We start from the raw sequence: 20,968 nt of genomic DNA, 5'->3' as shown, positions 1-20,968 counted from the left end.
GTGACCTTCTGTTAACAAAAGCTGTACATCTGCAGGAATTTTCATAGGATCGGGCGCCAGAACCTCTTCACTTCAAGATGGACTGGCGTTACCTTTTCCCGGCGATACGTCAGAAAACACTGCAACCGGAGCAAGCACTGCATGGAACTCGACTACGAAAGTAAACGCCCGCTGTATATTCCTTATGCGGGTCCGATCCTGCTGGAATTTCCGCTGTTGAATAAAGGCAGCGCCTTCACCCTCGAAGAACGTAACGAATTTAACCTCAACGGCCTGCTCCCTGAAGCGGTAGAAACCATCGAAGAGCAGGCAGAACGTGCCTGGCGCCAGTTCCTGGATTTCAAAAACAATAACGACAAGCATGTTTACCTGCGCAACATCCAGGATACCAACGAAACCCTGTTCTACCGCCTGCTCGACAATCATCTGGAAGAGATGATGCCAATTATCTACACCCCAACGGTCGGCGCCGCCTGTGAACACTTCTCAGAGATCTACCGTCGCGCGCGCGGCGTATTCATCTCGTATAACAACCGTGACCGCATTGAAGACATGCTGCAGAACGCCACCAAGCAGAATGTAAAAGTGATCGTGGTTACCGATGGTGAGCGTATTCTCGGCCTCGGCGATTTAGGCATCGGCGGCATGGGGATCCCAATCGGTAAGCTGTCTCTGTACACCGCCTGTGGCGGCATCAGCCCGGCTTACACCTTGCCGGTGGTACTGGATGTCGGCACCAATAATCAGCAGCTGCTGAACGATCCGCTCTACATGGGCTGGCGCCATCCGCGCATCACCGGTGAAGAGTACGAAGAGTTTGTGAACGAGTTCATTCAGGCAGTAAACCGCCGCTGGCCGAACGTGCTGTTGCAATTCGAAGACTTCGCACAGAAAAACGCCATGCCGCTGCTGGAGCGCTATCGCGATGAGATCTGCTGCTTTAACGATGACATTCAGGGCACCGCTGCCGTTACCGTCGGTACGTTGATTGCCGCCAGCCGCGCTGCTGGCAGCCGCCTGTGCGAGCAGAAAGTGGTGTTCCTCGGTGCCGGTTCCGCCGGTTGTGGTATCGCTGAGCAGATCATTGCGCAGATGAAGTCTGAAGGTTTAAGCGATGATGAAGCGCGTGGCCGCGTAATGATGGTGGATCGTTTTGGTCTGCTGACGGACAAACTGCCTAATCTGCTCAATTTCCAAAGCAAGCTGGTGCAGAAGAGCGAAAACCTCAAAGATTGGGATACCAGCAGCGACTCGATCTCACTGTTGGATGTGGTACGCAATGCCAAGCCCGATATTCTGATCGGCGTGTCAGGTCAACCTGGCCTGTTCACCGAAGAGATTATCCGTGAGATGCATAAGCACACCAAACGTCCGATCGTGATGCCGCTGTCCAACCCGACCTCACGCGTGGAAGCGACACCAGCCGACATCATCGCCTGGACTGACGGTGCCGCGCTGGTTGCCACCGGCAGCCCGTTCTCACCGGTGAGCTGGAAAGGCAAAACCTATCCAATTGCTCAGTGCAATAACTCCTATATCTTCCCGGGCATCGGTTTAGGTGTGATCGCTTCAGGCGCCAGCCGCGTTACCGATTCAATGCTGATGACCGCGAGCCGCGCGCTGGCCGACTGCTCACCGCTGGCCAACGACGGCGAAGGCCCGGTTCTGCCGGAAATCAAAGATATTCAGGGCGTTTCCAAGCTGATTGCCATTGAAGTGGGCAAAGCTGCACAGCTGGCTGGCGTGGCGGTTGTCACCTCTGAAGATGTCTTATCGAAAGCTGTCAGCAACAACTTCTGGCTGCCGCAATATCGTCACTATCGTCGTACCTCGATTTAAGACGGAACATGCTCGGACCTTGTAGGTCCGAGCATGTTTAAAAAAACGCCGGCCAACTGGCGTTTACTTGCTTCCCCCGCCCGCCTCAAGTAGCCTTTATCCATTCTGAATTCTGCCAACCGAGTGCCCGCGCGCATGATTAAACGCGTTTTCTTTGGTCTGTTTTTCATCATCTTACTGATGGTGGCGACCGCGCTCGGCCTGGATCGCTGGATCAGCTGGAAAACGGCGCCCTTTATTTACGAAGATGTCACCTCGCTGCCGCATCGTCAGGTCGGCGTGGTCTTGGGCACGGCGAAGTACTATCGCACCGGCGTCATCAACCAGTATTACCTCTATCGCATTCAGGGCGCGTTGAACGCCTACAACAGTGGCAAGGTGAATTATCTGCTGCTGAGCGGCGACAATGCACAGCAAAGTTATAACGAACCGATGACCATGCGCCGCGATTTGATTAAAGCGGGCGTCGCGCCGTCGGACATCGTGCTGGATTACGCTGGCTTCCGTACGCTCGATTCCATTGTGCGCACGCGTAAGGTGTTCGATACCAACGATTTCATCATCATTACCCAGCGCTTCCACTGTGAGCGCGCGTTGTATATCGCGCAGCATCTGGGCATTCAGGCGCAGTGTTATGCGGTGCCATCGCCGAAAAACATGCTGTCGGTACGCTTCCGTGAAGTGGGTGCGCGTTTAGGTGCGCTGGCGGATTTGTATTTGATGAAGCGCGAGCCACGCTTCCTCGGCCCATTAGTGCCGATTCCGGCAGTGCATGAAATACCGGAAGATGCGCAGAGTTATCCGGCGGTAACGCCCGAGCAGTTGTTAGAACTGGAAGAGAAACTGCAGAAATAAAAAAGGGTCGCATGAAGGCGACCCTTTTTTGATGACGTTTGTTACTTCTTACGCGCGTATTTCAACGAATCCAGTGCCACGGCGAAGATGATGATGCCGCCCTTGATGATGTACTGCCAATAAGGGTTTACGCCGATATAGGTCAGGCCATAGTTGATGACGGTGAAGATGATGACACCGGTCACCACGCCCGCCACAGAACCCACGCCACCGGCAAACGACACGCCGCCGACCACACAGGCTGCAATTGCATCCAGCTCATACATAAAGCCGAGGTTATTGGTGGCGCTGCCGATACGGCCCGCTTCCAGCATGCCGCCAAACGCATAGAACACGCCAGACAAGGCATACACCAGAATCAGGTTGAACGGTACGTTCACACCAGACACTTTCGCGGCTTCCGGGTTACCACCGATAGCGAAGATGTTTCTGCCGAAGCGGGTTTTATTCCACAGCACCCAGACAAATACGATAGCAATCACGGCGTAGAAGGTGATGAACGACAGTTTGAAATCACCGAAACGCAGGAAGCCTTGGGCAAATTTGGAGAAGCCAGGATCGAAACCAGCAATCGGCGATGCGCCCACAAAGTCGTAATAGAGTGAGTTGATACCGTAAACGATGATCATGGTGCCCAAGGTGGTAATAAATGGCGTTACCTTGAGGTAAGCAATAATCACGCCGTTCACCAGACCAATCACACCGCCAATGATGCACACGGTCAGGATAACTACGGGAATGGGTACGGTATCCAGATGTGGGAACACCTTGTTAGCGTTATCCATCGCCTGCAGCAGCGTCGCCGCAACCACCGCGGCCAAGCCCACCTGACGACCGGCCGACAGGTCAGTACCCTGGGTGACAATTAATCCGGCCACACCCAGCGCGATAATAATACGCACCGAGGATTGGGTCAGAATGTTACTCAGGTTCATTAAACTTAAAAACGTCGGATCCTGGAAAATAATAATTGCCAGCAGTACAAACAGGACAACGTAAATGCCGCCCTCTTTTAACCAGGTTAGCGCATTCTTTTTAGTAGTCGCTTTCATGTTAAAGCCCTTGCTTCATTAAAGGTGTAATGACGCTAAACGCAGGATTTCATTCTGCGAGGTCGTTTTGGTATCAACAATGCCCGCTACCTGGCCATTACTCATCACTAGAATACGATCGGTAATACCCAACAGCTCTGGCATTTCAGAAGAGATAATAATGATGCCCTTCTCTTTCTTCGCCAACTCAGCAATAAGTTGGTAAATTTCGAACTTCGCACCCACATCAATCCCGCGCGTCGGTTCATCAAGCATCAATATTTCCGGCTGCGTTAATAACCAACGACCAATAATTACCTTCTGTTGGTTACCACCGGAAAGCGAACCTATTTGCGTATGATGACCGGGCGTTTTCACTCGCATTGAATCAATCACCCACTGGGTATCGCTCTTCATGCGTTTATTATCGAGCAGGCCCATGCTGGATTTATACTTTTTAATATTGGAGATAAGCGAGTTAAAGCCAATATCCAGATAAGCATAAATACCAGTGGATCGACGCTCTTCTGTCACCAGCGCAAAGCCATGGTTTATCGCTTCGTTGGCGCTGTGGTTATTAATGCTCTTGCCGTGCAATTTAATGGTGCCGCCTGACTTCTCGCGAATACCAAACAGCGTTTCGACGATGTCAGTACGCTTGGCGCCTACCAGGCCGGCAATACCCAGAATCTCCCCTTTATGCAGATCAAAAGAGATATCGCGAATCGACGGCTGACGCAGTGAGGTTAAGTGACGCACCTCGAGAATCACTTCACCCGGCACGTTAGTTTTATCCGGGAAACGCTGGTTCAATGAACGACCAACCATCATCGAGATGATTTTGTCCATATCCAACCCTTCCAGCGGCTGGGTGGCGATCCACTGTCCATCACGCAAAATGGTGATCTCATCGCACAGCTGGAAAATCTCCTCCATCTTATGCGAGATATACACAATGCCGCAGCCACGATCTTTCAGCTTACGGATAATGGTAAACAGGTGATTAACTTCTTTTTCGGTCAGCGACGAGGTTGGCTCATCCATAATGACAATTTTCGCGTCATAGGAGAAAGCCTTGGCAATTTCAATCATCTGCATTTGCGAAACAGACAAGGTCGCCACTTTATCGCGCGGATCGATATCAATATCTAATTCATCAAAGATCGCTTTAGTATCGCGATACATTTTATCCTGATCGACAAACACGCCTTTACGCGGATAACGGCCAAGCCACATGTTATCCATTACGTTGCGCTGCAGAACCAGGTTTAATTCCTGATGCACCATCGACACGCCATTTTCCAGCGCCTCTTTGGAGCTCTTATAATCAATTTCCTCACCCTGAAACAGGATGCTCCCCGTATCCTTTTTATAAATCCCAAACAGACATTTTAATAATGTAGATTTCCCGGCGCCGTTTTCTCCCATTAATGCATGGACGGAGTGCGGCCGCACTTTTAAATTCACATTATCTAAGGCTTTAACCCCTGGAAATGATTTCGAGACATTCGTCATCTCCAGCAGATATTCACGCTGTGTGGTCGGATTCTCACTGGCCATAATTTACCTGGCTAAATAAAGCGTTGGTCAGATGCAATAAGGCGCGGCGAAGTGCCGCGCCCAGGATGAATTACTTCACGAACTGCGACAGATTTTCTTTATCTACTGGTACGTAAGGGACACGTACGATTTTGTTGTCCATCTTGAAGTTAGTACCTGCAGTTGGCTCTTTGCCATCCGCCAGGTTTTTCGCGATATCCAGCGTGGCTTTCGCCTGGTTTTCCGCATCGTTCAACACGGTACCCGCCAGTGCGCCCGATTTCACCAGCGCCAGTGCTTCTGGCAGTGCATCGACGCCAAACACCGGAATGCTGGTTTTGTTGTGCGCTTTCAGCGCTTCAACCGCACCCATCGCCATCGCATCGTTGTTGGCGATGATCACTTCAATTTTGTTGGCATTCGGGCCTGAGAGCCAGGCATCAACTTTGTCTTTAGCCTGAGCGGTATCCCACATTGCGGTATCCATCGCCAGCTGCTGTGTTTTCAGACCGTCTTTGTTCAGGGTATCGATCACGTATTTAGTACGCGCTTCGGCATCCGGATGGCCCGGCTCACCTTTCAGCAGCACGAACTGAATCTGGCCATCTTTGTTCAGATCCCAGGCCGGCGTCGCTTTCCAGTGCTTCTCAATCAGCTGCCCCTGGATAATGCCCGACTCTTTAGAATCGGTACCGACGTAATAGGCTTTCGGGTAGCTTGCCAGCACTTTCGCGTTCGGCTCTTTGTTGAAGAACACCACTGGCACGTCATTGCCACGCGCTTTATCAATGACAACGGCTGCAGCAGCCGGGTCCACCAGGTTAATCGCCAGCGCTTTCACGCCTTTCGCCATCAACACGTCGATCTGGTCGTTCTGCTTAGACTGGTCGTTCTGCGAGTCATTCATCAGCAGCTGAATGCCGCCCAATGATTTCGCCTCTTTCTCAATGTCCTTACGCACCATCGACATGAAGTTGTCGTCGTATTTATAAATCGTCACGCCAATGCGGGTATCGGCGGCGTGCGCAGTTGCACCAAACATCATGCTGGCAACCAGTGCTGTGAGCGTGAAAACCTTCTTATTCATGGTATCTCCGGTTTTTTATGTAGGGCATTTCATTGCGCCGTATTGCCTGTAGCAACCAGCGCCGTCGGTTTTAACTTGAATCCATGGGGCGGACGCGTAACGCAAAGCCGGACCACCATCGCCATCCTGACTTCCCTGTAGGTAAACGCTTCCTGAAGAGTGTTGTGAACTATTTCAATCGGCTACTGAAACCTGCTGGCAGAAGGATTGACCAGCGTTACATGATGTTTCAGTCCGGTAAGACGCTGCCATCATAGTGAGCAGCATGTTAATTAACTGTGAATGCAATCACAGATTGGAAACGGTTACACAGGGCTATCGCCTGAATTAGTGACCGACTCCACAATTTGCCGCTGGGCCACCGAATGACGACGTACCAGCGTCGGCATAAAGCAGTGCGTCGCCAGCTCATCTAACTCGCCGGCCGCACCTTTTAGCGCCAATTCTGTCGCTAATTTCGCCATAGAAACAATAGGATAGCGAACCGTGGTTAATTGAGGATCGGTGTAACGTGAGATAGGGATATCGTCAAAACCTATCACCGAGAAATGCTGTGGTACCTGAATGCCATTGTCCTTTAAAGCCGTCAATGCGCCCGCTGCCATGCCGTCATTGTAGGAAAACACCGCTGTTAAATGTAAGTTACGGCCAAGCAGTTCCACCATCGCTGCTTCGCCGCCTTGCATATCGGGTTCCGCATGCGCAATCCACGACTCCTGCGGGCGAATCCCCTGCTCTGCCAAGGCTTGTAGCCAACCTTCACGTCGCTGCGTGACATCTTCAATCGGATGGCTAGAGCTGAGAAAACCAATGCGCTGATGACCAAGATGTAACAACATGCGCGTCGCTACCTGTGCGCCGGTGACGTTATCAAGGCAGACACAACGATGCTCATAACCCGGAATTGTGCGGTTAATCAGGACCATACCAGGAACGTGATCCATAAATTGGATTAACTCTGCGTCTGAAAGCGTTTTCGCGTGCACCACCAACGCATTGCAGCGTTGACGTATCAGCACCTCAATTGCGTGACGCTCTTTCTCTTCCTGGTGCCAGGAGTTGCTGATTAACACGTGTTTGTGCACGCGCTGTGCCACGGTATCCACCGCTTTTACTAACGCGCCAAAGAAGGGGTCGGAGACATCCATCACCACCACACCGATGGTGTCACTGATTTGCGTAGCCAGCGCCTGAGCATTGGCATTCGGGCGATAGCCTAACGCGTCAACCGCTGCCAGCACGGCTTCACGGGTATCGGCGGTGACTGCACTGCTGTTATTGAGCACACGCGACACGGTGGCTACTGACACACCGGCCTGACGGGCGACATCACGAATCGTTATCATGCAGCTGTTCCACAGAGGCTGAAAATGCGCGACGAGCGCGTAACGGCGCTATTTTGTCAGGGCATGTGGCACGGCTGCGTGAATCACGTCACATCAATGAAAACGGTTACATACAATTCTGCAACCTTTGTGATGAACATCATTATCTGATGGAAGATGAGGGGGTTGCTTTGCCGGCAGCCAGACGCGTCAGTTTGCGCCACACCCACTCCATGGGGCCTTGCGGGAAGTAGCGCAGCCACAGCACGGAAAACAGGATATTGATCAGCCAGATAGCCGGAACAAAGGCCAGCAGCTGCAGGCGGTCAAACTTGAGGAACAGATTGAAGCGGTAAAAAAGCGTGGTGCAAATCAGGGTCTGTAACAGGTAATTGCTCAATGCCATGCGCCCAACGCATTGAATCGCGTAGCTGATACGCGTTGCCGCAATTTGCGGCCAGAAACCAAGACAAAGTGCGGCATAGCCCAGGCTGATAAATGGACTGGCGAGATCGCGCGGCACCTGCAGGAAGAAGCCGGTCCAGCGGAACTCCCAGCCAATCATCCACTGCGCGGCAATGCCGGGAATGGCGATCAACCAGCCAATGGTCAGCAGCAGCGCCGCCGAGCGGCGATAGTGTTGCACACTAAAATGCCCGCTGAGCCAGCCGCTGCGCATCAACGCCGCGCCAATCAGCATTAAGCCCGCCAGCTGCCAGCCATATTGTGACGCCAGCGCCATCAGGCCCGATGACAAATGATCAAGCCGATTCTGCACCGCTTCCCAGCCCCCAAGCAGTTTCCAGTAGCTTTCGTATTGCAGATCCGCCGCGCCCGGCAGCCAGGAACGCGTCGGATTTGGGCTGGAAATCGCGCCAAATACCAGCAGCACCGCGCAGCCGACCAAATAGAGTAATGCGCCGGTTTGTAACAACGCGCGGTCGGACGGCACATCGCGCAGCATGCGCCAGATAATTAGCCCAATCAGGCCATAATCCAGCAGGATGTCGCCTTCCCAGAAAAATAGGCCGTGAATGAAACCGAGCAGTACCAGCAGCGTGAGGCGCGCCGACATCCAGCGGCTGCCGCGCGGTACTTGCATATACAGCCCGGCACCAAACAATAAAGCAAACAGCGTGAGGAATTTGAGCTGCGCCAGGCCATCCATGATCGCCCATGTCCAGGCATCGGCGAGCGAAACCTCTCCTTGCCACGCGGGATTAAGATAGGCCGCGGCCGGCAACGCAAAGCCGACAATGTTCAGCAGTAAGATGCCGAGAATGGCGCAACCACGAATGAAATCCAGCGCGAGATAGCGATGCATCGAGTGCCCTGCAGCAGTGAGGAGAGCGGGCGACAAGCCGTCGCCCAAAATGATTAGCTGTGGCGAACCGCGCGCAGGAACTCCTGACGCGTGTTCTGGCTGGATTTGAACAAACCACCCAGCGAAGTGGTGGTGGTCGCGCTGGTGGCATCTTTCACGCCACGCGCTTTCACGCAGTAATGCACCGCATCAATTGATACCGCGACGTTATTGGTGCCGAGCAGCGTTTGCAGCGCCACCAGCACTTGCTGCGTCAGGCGCTCTTGTACCTGCGGGCGTTGGGCAAAGAACTGCACGATGCGGTTGATTTTCGACAAGCCAATCACTTTCTCTTTCGGGATATAAGCCACGGTCGCTTTGCCATCGATAATCACAAAGTGATGTTCGCAGGTGCTGGTCAACGTGATATCGCGCACGGTTACCATCTCATCAACCTTCATCTTGTTTTCGATGACGGTGATTTTTGGGAAGTTGGCGTAATCAAGACCTGAGAAGATTTCATCGACATACATCTTGGCGATGCGATGCGGCGTCTCCATCAGGCTGTCATCTTCCAGGTCCAGATTTAGCAGCTGCATAATTTGGGTCATGTGACCGGCGATTTCACGCTTACGCGCGGCGTCATCCATCTCACGCACCGGGGCGCGTAATGGCGTTTCCAGACCACGCGCCAACAGCGCTTCGTGAACCAGGGCGGCTTCCTGACTTAAGGTACTCATCTTAACTCTTCTCCGGCAGGTGATGCGCCCGCGGGTCTTCGCCCACGGGGGAAATTCTGAGCGCGTATTGTGAAATACTCCGCGCCCTTAATCCAGCAATCATTCCGATAGAAGATGAAAGCTTTTCATCGCGCGTGGCGACGTAAAACCAGCATCCCGGCAAGGATCAAGCTGACGCCAGCCACCCACAGCGCGGGTTCCAGTCGATGCCACAGCAAGCTGGAGATCCACGACAGCAGCGGACCACCCAACTGCCCTACCGCATAACCGGTGGTTAGCAATCCGGCTAAATAACGCGCGTGCTGCGGCGCCAGTTCACGGCCATATTGCAGCGCCAGCTGCACCACACACAGGAAGCCACCACCAATCAATGCAGCGCCAAGCATCAGGCCATTTAAGCCTGGCAGGACAATCGCGGCGATAACGCCCAGCGCCTGCGCCCATAACACGATGGCAAGACGCCGATGACTGCTGCCCCAATGGCGCGTCAGGATGCCCAACACAATGCCGATGACTGCCGCGCCGCCAAACACCGGCCAGACAAATTGCGCAAACGCGCTATCAGGGAAACGCGCCGCCGCCATTTGCGACAGAAAAGTGGCGGGCAGAATGTAACCGAAGCCGGCCAGACTGTAGCTCAACACCAATCGCTTAAGATCGCCATTTAGCACCAGCGGCGCAGCGGCTTGATCGGGCCGATGCAGTTGACCGCTGCGCGGCAGAAAGCGCGCAATGGCTGCAATTAATAACAACGCCAGCACACCATAAGCCGCCCACGCAAACGCCGCGCTGACGCCGCTGGCGTGCAGGACCACGGCCAGCATGCCGCTGATGAAAATCCCGGTGCCCGGACCGGCAAATACCGCCGCCAGCATTCCCGGACGTCCGTGATGGTGCAGTTGATCGCTGGCCCAGGCCGCCAGCAATACCATTGCCCAGCCGCTGGCCCAGCCGATCAGGAAGCGAATCAGGCCATGCAGCCATGGTCCGCTGACGCACGCCGACAGCAGCGTTAATACCACCGCGCCCCACACGCCCGCCTGCAAACGCCACTCCACGCGATGACGCGCACGCATTGCATCAAAGGATCCAAACAGATAACCCAGATAGTTGAGTGCCGCTACCAGGCTGGCGCTGGTGAGCGTCAGCTGATGGTCATGAATCATCAATGGAACCTGCGGCGTGAAAGCAAATCGCCCAATCCCCATCGCAACCACTAAACTTAAGAACGCGCTGAGCGCAACTCGAAACGCCATACCGACCTCAGGATGTTTTATCACTTGTCACTAGCATGCATGACGTTTAAACTCACGGAAAGTGAATAATACTAACCAAGTTGTTTACGAGAAGAGAATATGGATTTAGTACAGCTCCGCATGTTTTGCTCCGTGGCCGAATCCGGTTCGCTGGCCCGTGCCGCCGAGCAGCTCCATCGCGTACCTTCCAATCTCACCACGCGTCTACGCCAGCTGGAAGATGAAATTGGCGTGGATTTGTTTATTCGTGAGAAGCAACGCATCCGCCTGTCGCCGATGGGACATAATTTTCTTAACTATGCGCAGCGCATCCTGGCGCTGAGCGATGAAGCGCTGAATATGGCACGCGCCGGAGAACCCGGCGGCAACTTCGCGCTCGGTTCGATGGAGAGCACCGCGGCGACGCGTTTGCCGGCGCTGCTGGCAGCGTATCACCAGCGCTTTCCGGCGGTTGAGCTCTCGCTGATCACCAACACCTCCGGTGAGATCATCGATAAAGTACGTGAAGGCACGCTGGCTGCGGCATTGGTGGACGGCCCGGTGGCGCACGACGATCTCAACGGCTGCATTGCCTTTAATGAGCAGATGGTGCTGATTACCAGTCCGGAACATGCGCCGATTGCCAGCGCGCGCGATGTGCAGGGCGATACATTGTTTGCGTTCCGCAACAGCTGCTCCTACCGCACCAAGCTGGAAGCCTGGTATCGCGAGAGCCAAACCGCGCCGAGCAGCGTAATGGAGATTCAGTCCTATCACGCGATGGTGGCCTGCGTCGCGGGTGGCGCCGGCGTGGCGATGATTCCCGCCTCAGTGTTGGCGCAGATGCCAGCCCGTGCGCGCGTCCAGGAGCATGCGTTACCGCCCGCCTACCGCGACACCGCCACCTGGCTAATGTGGCGACGCGATGCGTTTACGCCCAACGTGGAAGCGCTGAAGTATTTAATTATTGAGTTATTTGACGACCGCCCGGTTAACGACGAACTGCGGCATCCGCTGCACGTTACTGAGTGAGTTTCTTTATTATCGACATCACGACCATCGGGGCCGCTTACCCCGTATCTACAGGAAGAGGGATTGCATGAACATGATTAAAACTCGCGCCGCCGTTGCCTGGGCAGCTGGCGAACCGCTGAAAATCGAAGAAGTGGATCTGATGCCGCCGCAGAAAGGTGAAGTGCTGGTGCGCATTGTGGCAACCGGCGTGTGCCATACCGATGCTTACACCTTGTCTGGACAAGATCCTGAAGGCGTATTCCCGGCGATCCTCGGCCATGAAGGCGGCGGCGTAGTAGAAGCCGTCGGCGAAGGCGTCACCAGCGTGGCCGTCGGCGATCACGTGATTCCGCTTTACACGCCAGAGTGCGGCAAGTGTAAGTTCTGTCTCTCCGGTAAAACCAACCTGTGCCAGGCGATTCGCGCCACTCAGGGCAAAGGTTTAATGCCAGACGGTACCACCCGCTTCTTCAAAGATGGCAAGCCGATTTTCCACTACATGGGCACCTCAACCTTCTCTGAATACACCGTCGTTCCGGAAATCTCACTGGCGGTGATCAGCAAAGAAGCCCCGCTGGAAGAAGTGTGCCTGCTGGGCTGCGGCGTCACTACCGGCATGGGCGCGGTGATGAACACCGCTAAAGTCAAAGAGGGCGACACCGTAGCAATCTTCGGCCTCGGCGGCATCGGTTTGTCAGCCATCATTGGCGCGAAAATGGCAAAAGCGGGCCGCATCATCGGTATCGATCTCAACACCAGCAAATTCGATCTGGCGCGCAAACTGGGCGCAACCGATCTGATCAACCCGAAAGATCACGACAAGCCGATTCAGGATGTGATCGTTGAGCTGACAGACGGCGGTGTCGATTTCTCCTTCGAATGCATCGGTAACGTCAACGTGATGCGTTCGGCGCTGGAGTGCTGCCACAAAGGTTGGGGCGAATCGGTGATTATCGGCGTAGCGGGCGCGGGCCAGGAGATCTCTACCCGTCCGTTCCAGCTGGTGACCGGTCGCGTATGGCGTGGTTCCGCATTTGGTGGCGTAAAAGGCCGCTCGCAGTTGCCGGGTATCGTGCAGGATTACCTTGATGGTAAGTTTGCGTTGAACGATTTCATCACCCACAACCTGCCGCTGGAAGAGATTAACGACGCCTTTGATCTGATGCATGAAGGGAAATCGATCCGTACGGTAGTGCACTTTAGCAAGTAATCAGGAGACATTATGGCTTCCACTTTGGAGCTGTTAGAAGAGCATCGCATCTTTGGCGGCTGGCAGCAGCGCTGGCGTCATCAGTCGGATGTGTTGAACTGCCCAATGACTTTCAGCATTTTTCTGCCGCCGCCGCAGAGCGACGCGCCGCCGCCGGTGGTGTGGTTCCTCGCCGGGCTGACCTGCAGTGATGAGAACTTCACTACCAAAGCGGGTGCGCAGCGTGTGGCCGCGGAGTTGGGTTTAGTGCTGATCATGCCCGATACCAGCCCGCGCGGTGACGATGTAGCGAACGACAGCGGCTACGATCTCGGTCAGGGTGCCGGTTTTTACCTCAATGCGACGCAGCAGCCTTGGGCAGCGAACTTCCGCATGTTCGATTACCTCAGCGCGGAGTTGCCAGCGCTGATGGCGGATAACTTTAAGCTGAGCGATCGTCAATCGGTGATGGGACATTCGATGGGCGGACACGGTGCGCTGGTGCTGGCACTGCGTCTCGGCGGACGTTTTGCTTCGGCTTCGGCATTTGCGCCAATCGTCAATCCCACTGAAGTGCCGTGGGGACAGAAAGCCTTTAGCGCTTATTTGGGCGAGGACCGTCAGACGTGGCGTGAATGGGATAGCTGCCTGTTGATGCGGGAGGCAGAGCAGCGCTTGCCGATTCTGATTGATCAAGGGGATAGCGATCAGTTCCTCGCCGATCAGCTGCGTCCGGAACGGCTGGAAGCGGTAGCGCATGAGCAAGGTTTCCCGCTGGAGTTACGTATTCAGCCGGGTTATGACCACAGCTACTTCTTTATCGCCAGCTTCGTTGAGGATCATCTGCGTTTTCACGCGAAGCATTTGTTGGTGTGATTGTGCTGGCTGTTTTTAGATTGTGCTGGCTGTCCCCCATCCCGGCCTTCCCCCGCAAGCGGGGGAAGGAGACGCTGCCACATGCAGCTTCACAACTCACATATGGCAGCATCTTCCTTCCCCATTTATGGGGGAGGACCGAGGAGGGGGACAGCGTGCAGTTTGTGAGGGGGACAGCGTGCACCTTACTTAAATCAGCGTCTCCGCCAGTCCATCAATCATCACCTGCGGCATGCCGCGCGAACAGTGCTCAATACGGCCCCGCACGCCATACACCTGCGCCAGCGTCTCCGGCGTAATCACCTGCGACGGTTCGCCGTCAGCCAGCAGATTGCCATCTTTCAACATCAGCGCATGGTCAGCATGACGCAGTGCGATGTTGATATCATGCACCACCACCACCGTTACAATATTGCGTAAGCGGGTTTCGCGGCGCACCAAATCCATCACGTGGAATTGGTAGTTGAGATCGAGCGCACTCAGCGGCTCATCCAACAGCAGCAGCTCCGGACGGCGAATCAACGATTGCGCCAGGCCGACTAACTGCTTCTGCCCGCCCGATAGCTGATCAAGATAGCGCATGGCAAGATGAGCAATGCCGAGCTGCTCCAGCAGATGCATAATCTCCGCTTCGCTTGAGGCACTATGCAACCCCCCGGACGCACGCTGCGCCACGATGATTGACTCCAGCACGTGCAGATGCACGCCAGCCGGCAAGCTTTGCGGCAGATACACCACGCGCTGCGCCCGACGGGCAAACGGCTGGCTCATTAGCTCTTCACCGTTCAGCCACAGCTCGCCCTGCCCTTTACTCAAACCGGCCAGCGCGCGCAGCAGCGTTGATTTGCCGCAGCCGTTGGGTCCGAGCAGCACCGTAATTTTACCGCGCGGCAGTTCCGGCACGTTGAGATCTTCAATCACCTTACGCTTTGGGTAACCGGCATAGAAATGGCTAAGACGTAATCCCTGCTCCATTATACCATCCCCCGATGACGCAGAATAATACTGAGGAAGAACGGCACGCCAACCAGCGATGTGACGATCCCCACCGGAATGATCACGCCTGGAATCAGGTTTTTCGATGCAACGGACGCCAGGGACAGCACCAGCGCGCCGACCAGCGCACTGGCTGGCAGATAATAGCGGTGATCTTCACCAAACATCATGCGCGCAATATGCGGCGCGACCAGACCGATAAAGCCAATCGGCCCAACGAACGCCACCGCCAGCGCGGAGAGAATACTGATGCGCAGCAGCGTCGCCAGACGCAGACGTTTCACATCAATGCCAAAGCTCACCGCGCGATCTTCGCCGAGGCGCAGCGCGGTCAGCTTCCAGCTGCTGAGCATCGAGAACGGAATCAGGATGGCAAAGGCGGCGGTCAATACGCCAAGCTTTTCCCACGAGGCACGCGCCAGGCTGCCCATGGTCCAGAACACTAAGCCTTGCAAGGTGTCTTCACTGGCGATGAACTGCATCATCGATACCAGCGCGTTGAAGGTGAATACCAGCGCAATACCAAACAGCACCACGCCAGAAGTTGAAACTTTGGTCCAGCGCGTCACGCCATCCAGCATCAGCGCGGCAAACAGCGCGAACACAAAGGCGTTAGCTGAGATAAACCACTGATCGGGGACGCCAGGAATACCAATGCCGAGGATGATGGCCAATGCGGCGCCAAAGGCGGCGGCTGACGAGACGCCAAGCGTAAACGGGCTGGCGAGCGGGTTATTGAGGATGGTTTGCATCTCAGCACCGGCCAGGCCAAGCGAGAAGCCCACCACCACCGCCATCAACGCATAGGGCAAGCGGATGTCCCAGACAATCACGCGCGTGCCGGCATCAACCGCATCGGGATGTGTCAGCGTTTGCCATAAGGTTTCGAGAGAGAGGCCAGCCGGGCCGAGAGTGAAATCAAGAATGACCGATGCCAGTATCGCCAGCACCAGCACGCCAATCAACAGCAGTCGCTGGCGCAGCACCTGACGATAACGCGTCATGGTATCGGTTTCGAGGCCGTTTTCCGCCACCAGCGTGGCGTCCGTGGTACGCATTGTTCTACCTGTTTCGTGTCGAAATCATAACGGCAGCCACAATAGTGCAGGTGATAATAATTATCAATTATATCCAGGTAACAAATGTTAAAAAAAAGCGCGCATAATGCGCGCCCTGTGTCGTGGGGTCGCCATTCATGGCGACCACGGGTGATTCACTCTTTAAACGTTGGGAATTCCATTTCGCTGTACTTCACGAAGCGTGAGCCGCGCGTCAGCTTGTAGCCCAACCAGATAATCAGGAACAGCGGAATACCGATATAGGTGGCGGCGACGCCATACCAGTCAATACGATCGGCGAGGAAGGCCTGATAGTTCTGCCCTAACGTAATGATCAGACACAGAATGAAGGCAAAAATCGGTCCTAGCGGGAAGAAGCCGGAACGGTATGGCAAATCGGCCAGGCTGTGCCCCTGCGCCACATAACCGCGACGGAAACGATAATGGCTGATGGCAATGCCCAACCAGGCGATAAAGCCGGTCATACCAGACGTGTTCAGCAGCCATAGATAGACTTCCTGGTTACCAAATTTCGAACTCAGGAAGCACAATCCGGCGACCACGGTGGTGGCAATCAGCGCATTACGCGGCACGCCGCCCTTCGACAGCTTGCCAAAAATGCGCGGCGCTTTGCCTTCACGTGCCAGGTTGAACAGCATACGCGTTGAGGCGTACATACCTGAGTTACCCGCCGACAACACTGCCGTCAGAATCACCGCGTTCATCACCGCCGCCGCAGACAGCAGACCGGCATTCTGGAACACCAGGGTGAACGGGCTCACGGCGATATCCGTCACATCGTTATGCAGCAGCTGCGGATCGGTATACGGCAGAATCAGGCTGATGATCAGAATCGCGAAGATATAGAACAGCAGGATGCGCCAGAACACCTGACGCACCGCGCGCGGGATGTTTTTCGCTGGATCTTGCGATTCACCGGCCGCGATGCCAATCAGCTCGGTGCCCTGGAAAGAGAAGCCGACGATCATCGCTACGCCAATCATCGCGGCAAAACCACCGGCAAACGGCGCTTCGCCCACGGTCCAGTTGTGCCAGCCGGCGTTTTCAGCACCGCGCATGATGCCGGTGATCATTAATACGCCAACCACGATAAAGATGATGACGGTGGTCACTTTGATCAGCGAGAACCAGTATTCCGCTTCGCCGAAGCCTTTAACCGAAATGTAGTTGAGCAGGAACATCAGGCCCAGGAACAGCGCGCTCCAGATCCAGCCGGGCGTGTCCGGGAACCAGTAGTTCATGACGAGCTGCGAGGCGACGAGGTCAACGGCGATGGTCACCGCCCAGTTGTACCAGTAGTTCCAGCCCAGCGCGAAGCCGAAGCCTTCTTCTACATATTTAGAGCCGTAAGTCGAGAAGGAGCCGGAAACCGGCATAAATGCCGCGAGTTCCCCGAGACTGGTCATCAGGAAGTAAACCATCAGGCCAATCAGCGCATAGGAGAGCAGCGCGCCGCCAGGTCCGGCCTGAGAAATGGTAGCACCCGAGGCGACAAACAGGCCGGTACCGATGGAACCGCCAATGGCGATCATGGTGAGATGACGCGATTTTAATTCACGGCGCAATCCAGGTTGTTGTATTGTTTTTGAGTCATTATGCATGTGTAAACGCTATGCTGGATAAAAATAGGGCGCGATTGTAGCACTCAGACCCAAGCTGTATAGCATTCACGTCGGGTTATTAGTTACCTTCATGATCGGCCAGAAATTATTAGCCGCAGCACAATCAAAGCCGTATTTATTCGCGGCAATACGACAGGAAACGGCTTAATGCTTTCGACACATGTTTCTGGCGATGATGGATGCGATACAGCGTCCGCGTCAGGCGTGGCAGCGGTATCGCCACTTCCACCAGCGTGCCCGCTTCCAGCAAATCTTCTATCACGCGACGCGATAAACAGCTGATCCCCATGCCGTGGCGCACCGCGTGTTTAATCGCCTCTGAATTACCTAATTCCATACCAAGCTGAAACTGCGGCAAATGCGACAGCAGCAGATAATCGACAATTTCACGCGTACCTGAACCACGCTCACGCAGAATCCAGGGTGCGGCAGCGAGAGTTGCCAGAGTAATCGGCTGCTGCAGAATCGCGGCATCCGGCGCGGCAAATACCACCAGTTCATCTTCCAGCCACGGCTCGCTAATAATATCCAGCTCATGACACGGCCCCTCAATCAGGCCGATATCGACACGAAAATCGGTTACCGCAGTGATGGCATCCTGACTGTTACCCACGCTCAACTCCAGCGGCAACGCAGGAAAATCACGGCGATAGGCGGCGATCATGCCTGGCAGCATGTAATTGCCGATGGTGCTGCTGGCAAACAGGCGGATCGCCCCGTTATCCTCTGTAAACAGCTGTTCGATCTCGCCCGCCTGCTCCATCAGGCCTACCGCGCGCGGATAGAGTAAACGTCCATGCTCGTTCACCACCAAACGCTTGCCGACGCGATCAAACAGCTGTACGCCAAGTTGGTTTTCCAGGTCGGCGAGCGCCGCGCTCACCGCCGACTGCGACAGCGCCAGCACCTGCGAGGCTTGGGTGGTTGAACCACTCTTCAATACTTCGGTAAACACCTCAATCTGACGCAGCGTGATGTGCATGCGCACCTCTCATCTATCACTTATTCTGGTTAATTATAAATATATTATCAATTTTACTTTTAAACCAGTGCAGCGCACCCTTTAGCCAGAGATTGAACGTTAGAAGGTCGGCATGCATGCCGCCCCTACGAGGAGAAAAGTATGGCTGAGCTAAGCGTTAATAAAACCCCGTTTCATCTGCATCACTGGCTGCCGGGCCTGCTACTCACCGCGGCCATTGCCGGCGGTGCGGCGTGGTTAGCCAATCAGCCGTGGCTGGCGAGTGCCGGATTGGGTGCCCTGACCTTAGCAATCATATTAGGGATTGTGCTGGGTAACACGCTGTATCCGCAGCTGGCGGGGGCATGCGACAGCGGCGTGCTGCTGGCGAAACAGCGTTTGCTGCGTCTCGGCATCATCCTTTACGGCTTTCGCATCACCGTGCAGCAAATCGCCGATGTTGGCATCAGCGGCGTGCTGATTGATGCGCTGGTTCTCAGCTCAACGTTCCTGCTGACCTGTTTTATCGGCATTCGTCTGCTGAAGATGGATCGCGAAACCGTATGGCTGATTGGCGCGGGCAGCAGCATTTGCGGCGCAGCGGCGGTGCTGGCGAGCGAGCCTATCGTTAAAGCGGCGCCGTCAAAAGTGGCGGTGGCCGTGGCGACGGTGGTGCTGTTTGGCACGGTAGGCATCGTGATTTATCCGCTGCTGTGGACGCTGCTGCCCAGCGTCAGCGCGGAACACTTCGGCATCTTCACCGGTTCTACGCTGCATGAAGTGGCGCAGGTGGTTGCAGCCGGACACGCGATGGGCGCCGAGGCGGAAAACACTGCGGTGATCGCTAAAATGCTGCGCGTGATGATGCTGGCGCCGTTTTTACTGCTTCTCGGCAGCTGGCTAAAACGTCAGCGTAGTCAGCGCGCGGCATCACAACAATCCGTCAGCTTCCCGTGGTTCGCGCTACTGTTTATTGTCGTTGCGCTGTTTAACTCGCTGCATCTGCTGCCGGGAAATGTGGTCAGCACGCTGAATCAGCTCGCGAATCTGCTGCTGGCGATGGCGATGGCCGCATTGGGTTTAACCACCCGCTTTAGCGCCTTAAAGCAGGCTGGCTTTAAACCATTGCTACTGGGATTAGTGATGTTTGGCTGGTTGATTCTGGGCGGCGGAGCACTCAATGTGCTGGTGCAACATTTCATGGCGTAACCGCATCCGCTATGATGGACAGCTTTGCAGCAGCAATCGCCCAATCAGGAGAGCGGCATGAAATATATCGGCGCACACGTCAGTGCATCAGGCGGCGTGGACCAGGCAGTGATCCGTGCCCACGAACTCGAAGCCACAGCCTTTGCGCTGTTCACCAAAAACCAGCGCCAATGGCGCGCGGCGCCGCTCTCAGGTGAAGTCATTGATGCCTTCAAGACCGCCTGCGACCAGTACAACTTCACCTCCGCGCAGATTCTGCCACACGATAGCTATCTGATTAACCTCGGCCATCCGGTGATGGAAGCGCTGGAAAAATCGCGTGATGCTTTTCTTGATGAGATGCAGCGTGCCGAACAGCTGGGTTTAACGCTGCTGAATTTCCATCCGGGCAGCCATCTCAAGCAGATTGAAGAAGAGGCCTGCCTGAAGCGCATCGCCGAATCGATCAACATGGCGCTGGATAAAACCAGCAGCGTGGTGGCGGTGATTGAAAACACTGCGGGCCAGGGCAGCAACCTTGGTTTCCGCTTTGAGCATCTCGCCACCATTATTGAGCATGTGGAAGATAAATCGCGCGTTGGCGTGTGCATCGATACCTGCCATGCGTTTGCCGGTGGTTACGATCTGCGCACCGAGGAAGCCTGCGCGGAGACCTTTAGCGAGTTTGAGCGCATTGTTGGCTTCCAGTATCTGCGCGGCATGCACCTGAATGATGCCAAAAGCACGCTGGGCAGCCGCGTTGACCGCCATCACAGCCTGGGTGAAGGCAACATCGGTAAAACGGCGTTTAGCTGGCTGATGAAGGATAAACGTTTTGACGGCATTCCGATGATTCTGGAAACCATCAATCCGGATATCTGGAAGGATGAGATTGCGTGGCTGAAGTCGGAACAGCAGGGTTAATGCGATAACCAGGTCGCCATGAATGGCAACCCTACGGGCTGATGAATCCCCACAAAAACGAAGCAGGCACAGTGGAAAAATGATCTAATTATTGCGCCAACAAAAAATAAGATCGCCACTATGCCTGCTTCCGCATTTTGCCATAAATTTTTACGGCAATCTTTA

Annotated in this window: 18 protein-coding genes; 7 read left to right on the top strand and 11 right to left on the bottom strand. The window is 54.9% G+C overall.

Features of this window, described 5'->3' with window-relative positions; genetic code table 11:
• Window positions 1-141 precede the first annotated feature (141 nt).
• Window positions 142-1,839 carry an NAD-dependent malic enzyme gene (locus AC790_RS16215; RefSeq protein WP_007889504.1) on the top strand — a complete coding sequence of 566 codons (1,698 nt, stop codon included), beginning with the start codon at window positions 142-144 and terminating at the stop codon, window positions 1,837-1,839.
• A 135-nt stretch (window positions 1,840-1,974) separates the two neighbouring features.
• On the top strand, window positions 1,975-2,694 hold the full coding sequence (sanA, locus tag AC790_RS16210) for an outer membrane permeability protein SanA (RefSeq protein WP_007889503.1): 720 nt from the start codon (window positions 1,975-1,977) through the stop codon (window positions 2,692-2,694).
• A 41-nt stretch (window positions 2,695-2,735) separates the two neighbouring features.
• Here sanA and mglC read toward each other — a convergent pair whose 3' ends face one another.
• The 7 genes from mglC to AC790_RS16175 all read right to left on the bottom strand — a co-directional run bounded on the left by mglC (window position 2,736) and on the right by AC790_RS16175 (window position 10,975).
• Window positions 2,736-3,746: a galactose/methyl galactoside ABC transporter permease MglC gene (gene mglC / locus AC790_RS16205; protein ID WP_007889502.1), complete on the bottom strand. Its 1,011-nt coding sequence runs from the start codon at window positions 3,744-3,746 to the stop codon at window positions 2,736-2,738.
• Window positions 3,747-3,764: 18 nt separating this feature from the next.
• Complete coding sequence (gene mglA / locus AC790_RS16200) at window positions 3,765-5,285, bottom strand: galactose/methyl galactoside ABC transporter ATP-binding protein MglA (protein ID WP_007889501.1); 1,521 nt, start codon at window positions 5,283-5,285, stop codon at window positions 3,765-3,767.
• A gap of 70 nt (window positions 5,286-5,355) precedes the next feature.
• Window positions 5,356-6,351, bottom strand: a complete 996-nt coding sequence (gene mglB / locus AC790_RS16195; RefSeq protein ID WP_007889500.1) for a galactose/glucose ABC transporter substrate-binding protein MglB — start codon at window positions 6,349-6,351, stop codon at window positions 5,356-5,358.
• A 305-nt stretch (window positions 6,352-6,656) separates the two neighbouring features.
• On the bottom strand, window positions 6,657-7,697 hold the full coding sequence (gene galS, locus AC790_RS16190) for an HTH-type transcriptional regulator GalS (protein ID WP_007889499.1): 1,041 nt from the start codon (window positions 7,695-7,697) through the stop codon (window positions 6,657-6,659).
• A gap of 142 nt (window positions 7,698-7,839) precedes the next feature.
• Window positions 7,840-9,000 carry a DUF418 domain-containing protein YeiB gene (gene yeiB, locus AC790_RS16185; RefSeq protein WP_049852431.1) on the bottom strand — a complete coding sequence of 387 codons (1,161 nt, stop codon included), beginning with the start codon at window positions 8,998-9,000 and terminating at the stop codon, window positions 7,840-7,842.
• A gap of 53 nt (window positions 9,001-9,053) precedes the next feature.
• Window positions 9,054-9,719: a GTP cyclohydrolase I FolE gene (gene folE, locus AC790_RS16180; RefSeq protein WP_049852430.1), complete on the bottom strand. Its 666-nt coding sequence runs from the start codon at window positions 9,717-9,719 to the stop codon at window positions 9,054-9,056.
• Between the two features lie 125 nt (window positions 9,720-9,844).
• Window positions 9,845-10,975, bottom strand: coding sequence for a YbfB/YjiJ family MFS transporter (locus AC790_RS16175; RefSeq protein ID WP_049852429.1), 1,131 nt, complete (start codon window positions 10,973-10,975; stop codon window positions 9,845-9,847).
• A gap of 99 nt (window positions 10,976-11,074) precedes the next feature.
• Between AC790_RS16175 and AC790_RS16170 the strand changes: the two genes are divergently transcribed.
• The 3 genes from AC790_RS16170 (at window position 11,075) to fghA (ending at window position 14,033) form a co-directional block, all read left to right on the top strand.
• Window positions 11,075-11,986 (top strand): LysR family transcriptional regulator, encoded by a 912-nt coding sequence (locus AC790_RS16170; protein ID WP_007889490.1) that lies wholly within the window; start codon window positions 11,075-11,077, stop codon window positions 11,984-11,986.
• Window positions 11,987-12,053: 67 nt separating this feature from the next.
• The gene (locus AC790_RS16165; protein ID WP_007889488.1) at window positions 12,054-13,178 is read left to right on the top strand and encodes an S-(hydroxymethyl)glutathione dehydrogenase/class III alcohol dehydrogenase; all 1,125 of its coding nucleotides are present in this window, start codon (window positions 12,054-12,056) and stop codon (window positions 13,176-13,178) included.
• Window positions 13,179-13,190: 12 nt separating this feature from the next.
• Window positions 13,191-14,033 carry an S-formylglutathione hydrolase gene (gene fghA / locus AC790_RS16160; protein WP_007889486.1) on the top strand — a complete coding sequence of 281 codons (843 nt, stop codon included), beginning with the start codon at window positions 13,191-13,193 and terminating at the stop codon, window positions 14,031-14,033.
• 189 nt (window positions 14,034-14,222) lie between these two features.
• On the opposite strand, the gene AC790_RS16155 is transcribed toward fghA, so the two are convergent.
• From AC790_RS16155 to yieE, 4 genes are all read right to left on the bottom strand, one after another.
• A complete protein-coding gene (locus AC790_RS16155; protein WP_049852428.1) occupies window positions 14,223-15,008 on the bottom strand; it encodes an ABC transporter ATP-binding protein in 786 nt (261 codons plus the stop codon).
• The gene (locus AC790_RS16150) at window positions 15,008-16,087 is read right to left on the bottom strand and encodes an iron ABC transporter permease (protein WP_049852427.1); all 1,080 of its coding nucleotides are present in this window, start codon (window positions 16,085-16,087) and stop codon (window positions 15,008-15,010) included. Before AC790_RS16150 ends, AC790_RS16155 begins: the two co-directional genes overlap by 1 nt.
• Before the next feature lie 155 nt (window positions 16,088-16,242).
• Window positions 16,243-17,709 carry an amino acid permease gene (locus tag AC790_RS16145; RefSeq protein WP_007889477.1) on the bottom strand — a complete coding sequence of 489 codons (1,467 nt, stop codon included), beginning with the start codon at window positions 17,707-17,709 and terminating at the stop codon, window positions 16,243-16,245.
• A 136-nt stretch (window positions 17,710-17,845) separates the two neighbouring features.
• A complete protein-coding gene (yieE, locus tag AC790_RS16140) occupies window positions 17,846-18,712 on the bottom strand; it encodes a DNA-binding transcriptional regulator YeiE (protein WP_049852426.1) in 867 nt (288 codons plus the stop codon).
• Window positions 18,713-18,853: 141 nt separating this feature from the next.
• On the opposite strand from yieE, the gene AC790_RS16135 reads away from it, so the two are divergent.
• Window positions 18,854-19,900 carry a YeiH family putative sulfate export transporter gene (locus AC790_RS16135; RefSeq protein WP_049852425.1) on the top strand — a complete coding sequence of 349 codons (1,047 nt, stop codon included), beginning with the start codon at window positions 18,854-18,856 and terminating at the stop codon, window positions 19,898-19,900.
• Between the two features lie 57 nt (window positions 19,901-19,957).
• Window positions 19,958-20,803, top strand: a complete 846-nt coding sequence (gene nfo / locus AC790_RS16130) for a deoxyribonuclease IV (protein WP_007889474.1) — start codon at window positions 19,958-19,960, stop codon at window positions 20,801-20,803.
• Window positions 20,804-20,968 lie beyond the last annotated feature (165 nt).

The organism is Pantoea sp. RIT-PI-b, assembly GCF_001187905.1.
Taxonomy (GTDB): domain Bacteria; phylum Pseudomonadota; class Gammaproteobacteria; order Enterobacterales; family Enterobacteriaceae; genus Pantoea; species Pantoea nemavictus.
The sequence above is the reverse complement of the archived record's forward strand: the minus strand, read 5'-3'. Positions and strand labels throughout refer to the sequence as shown.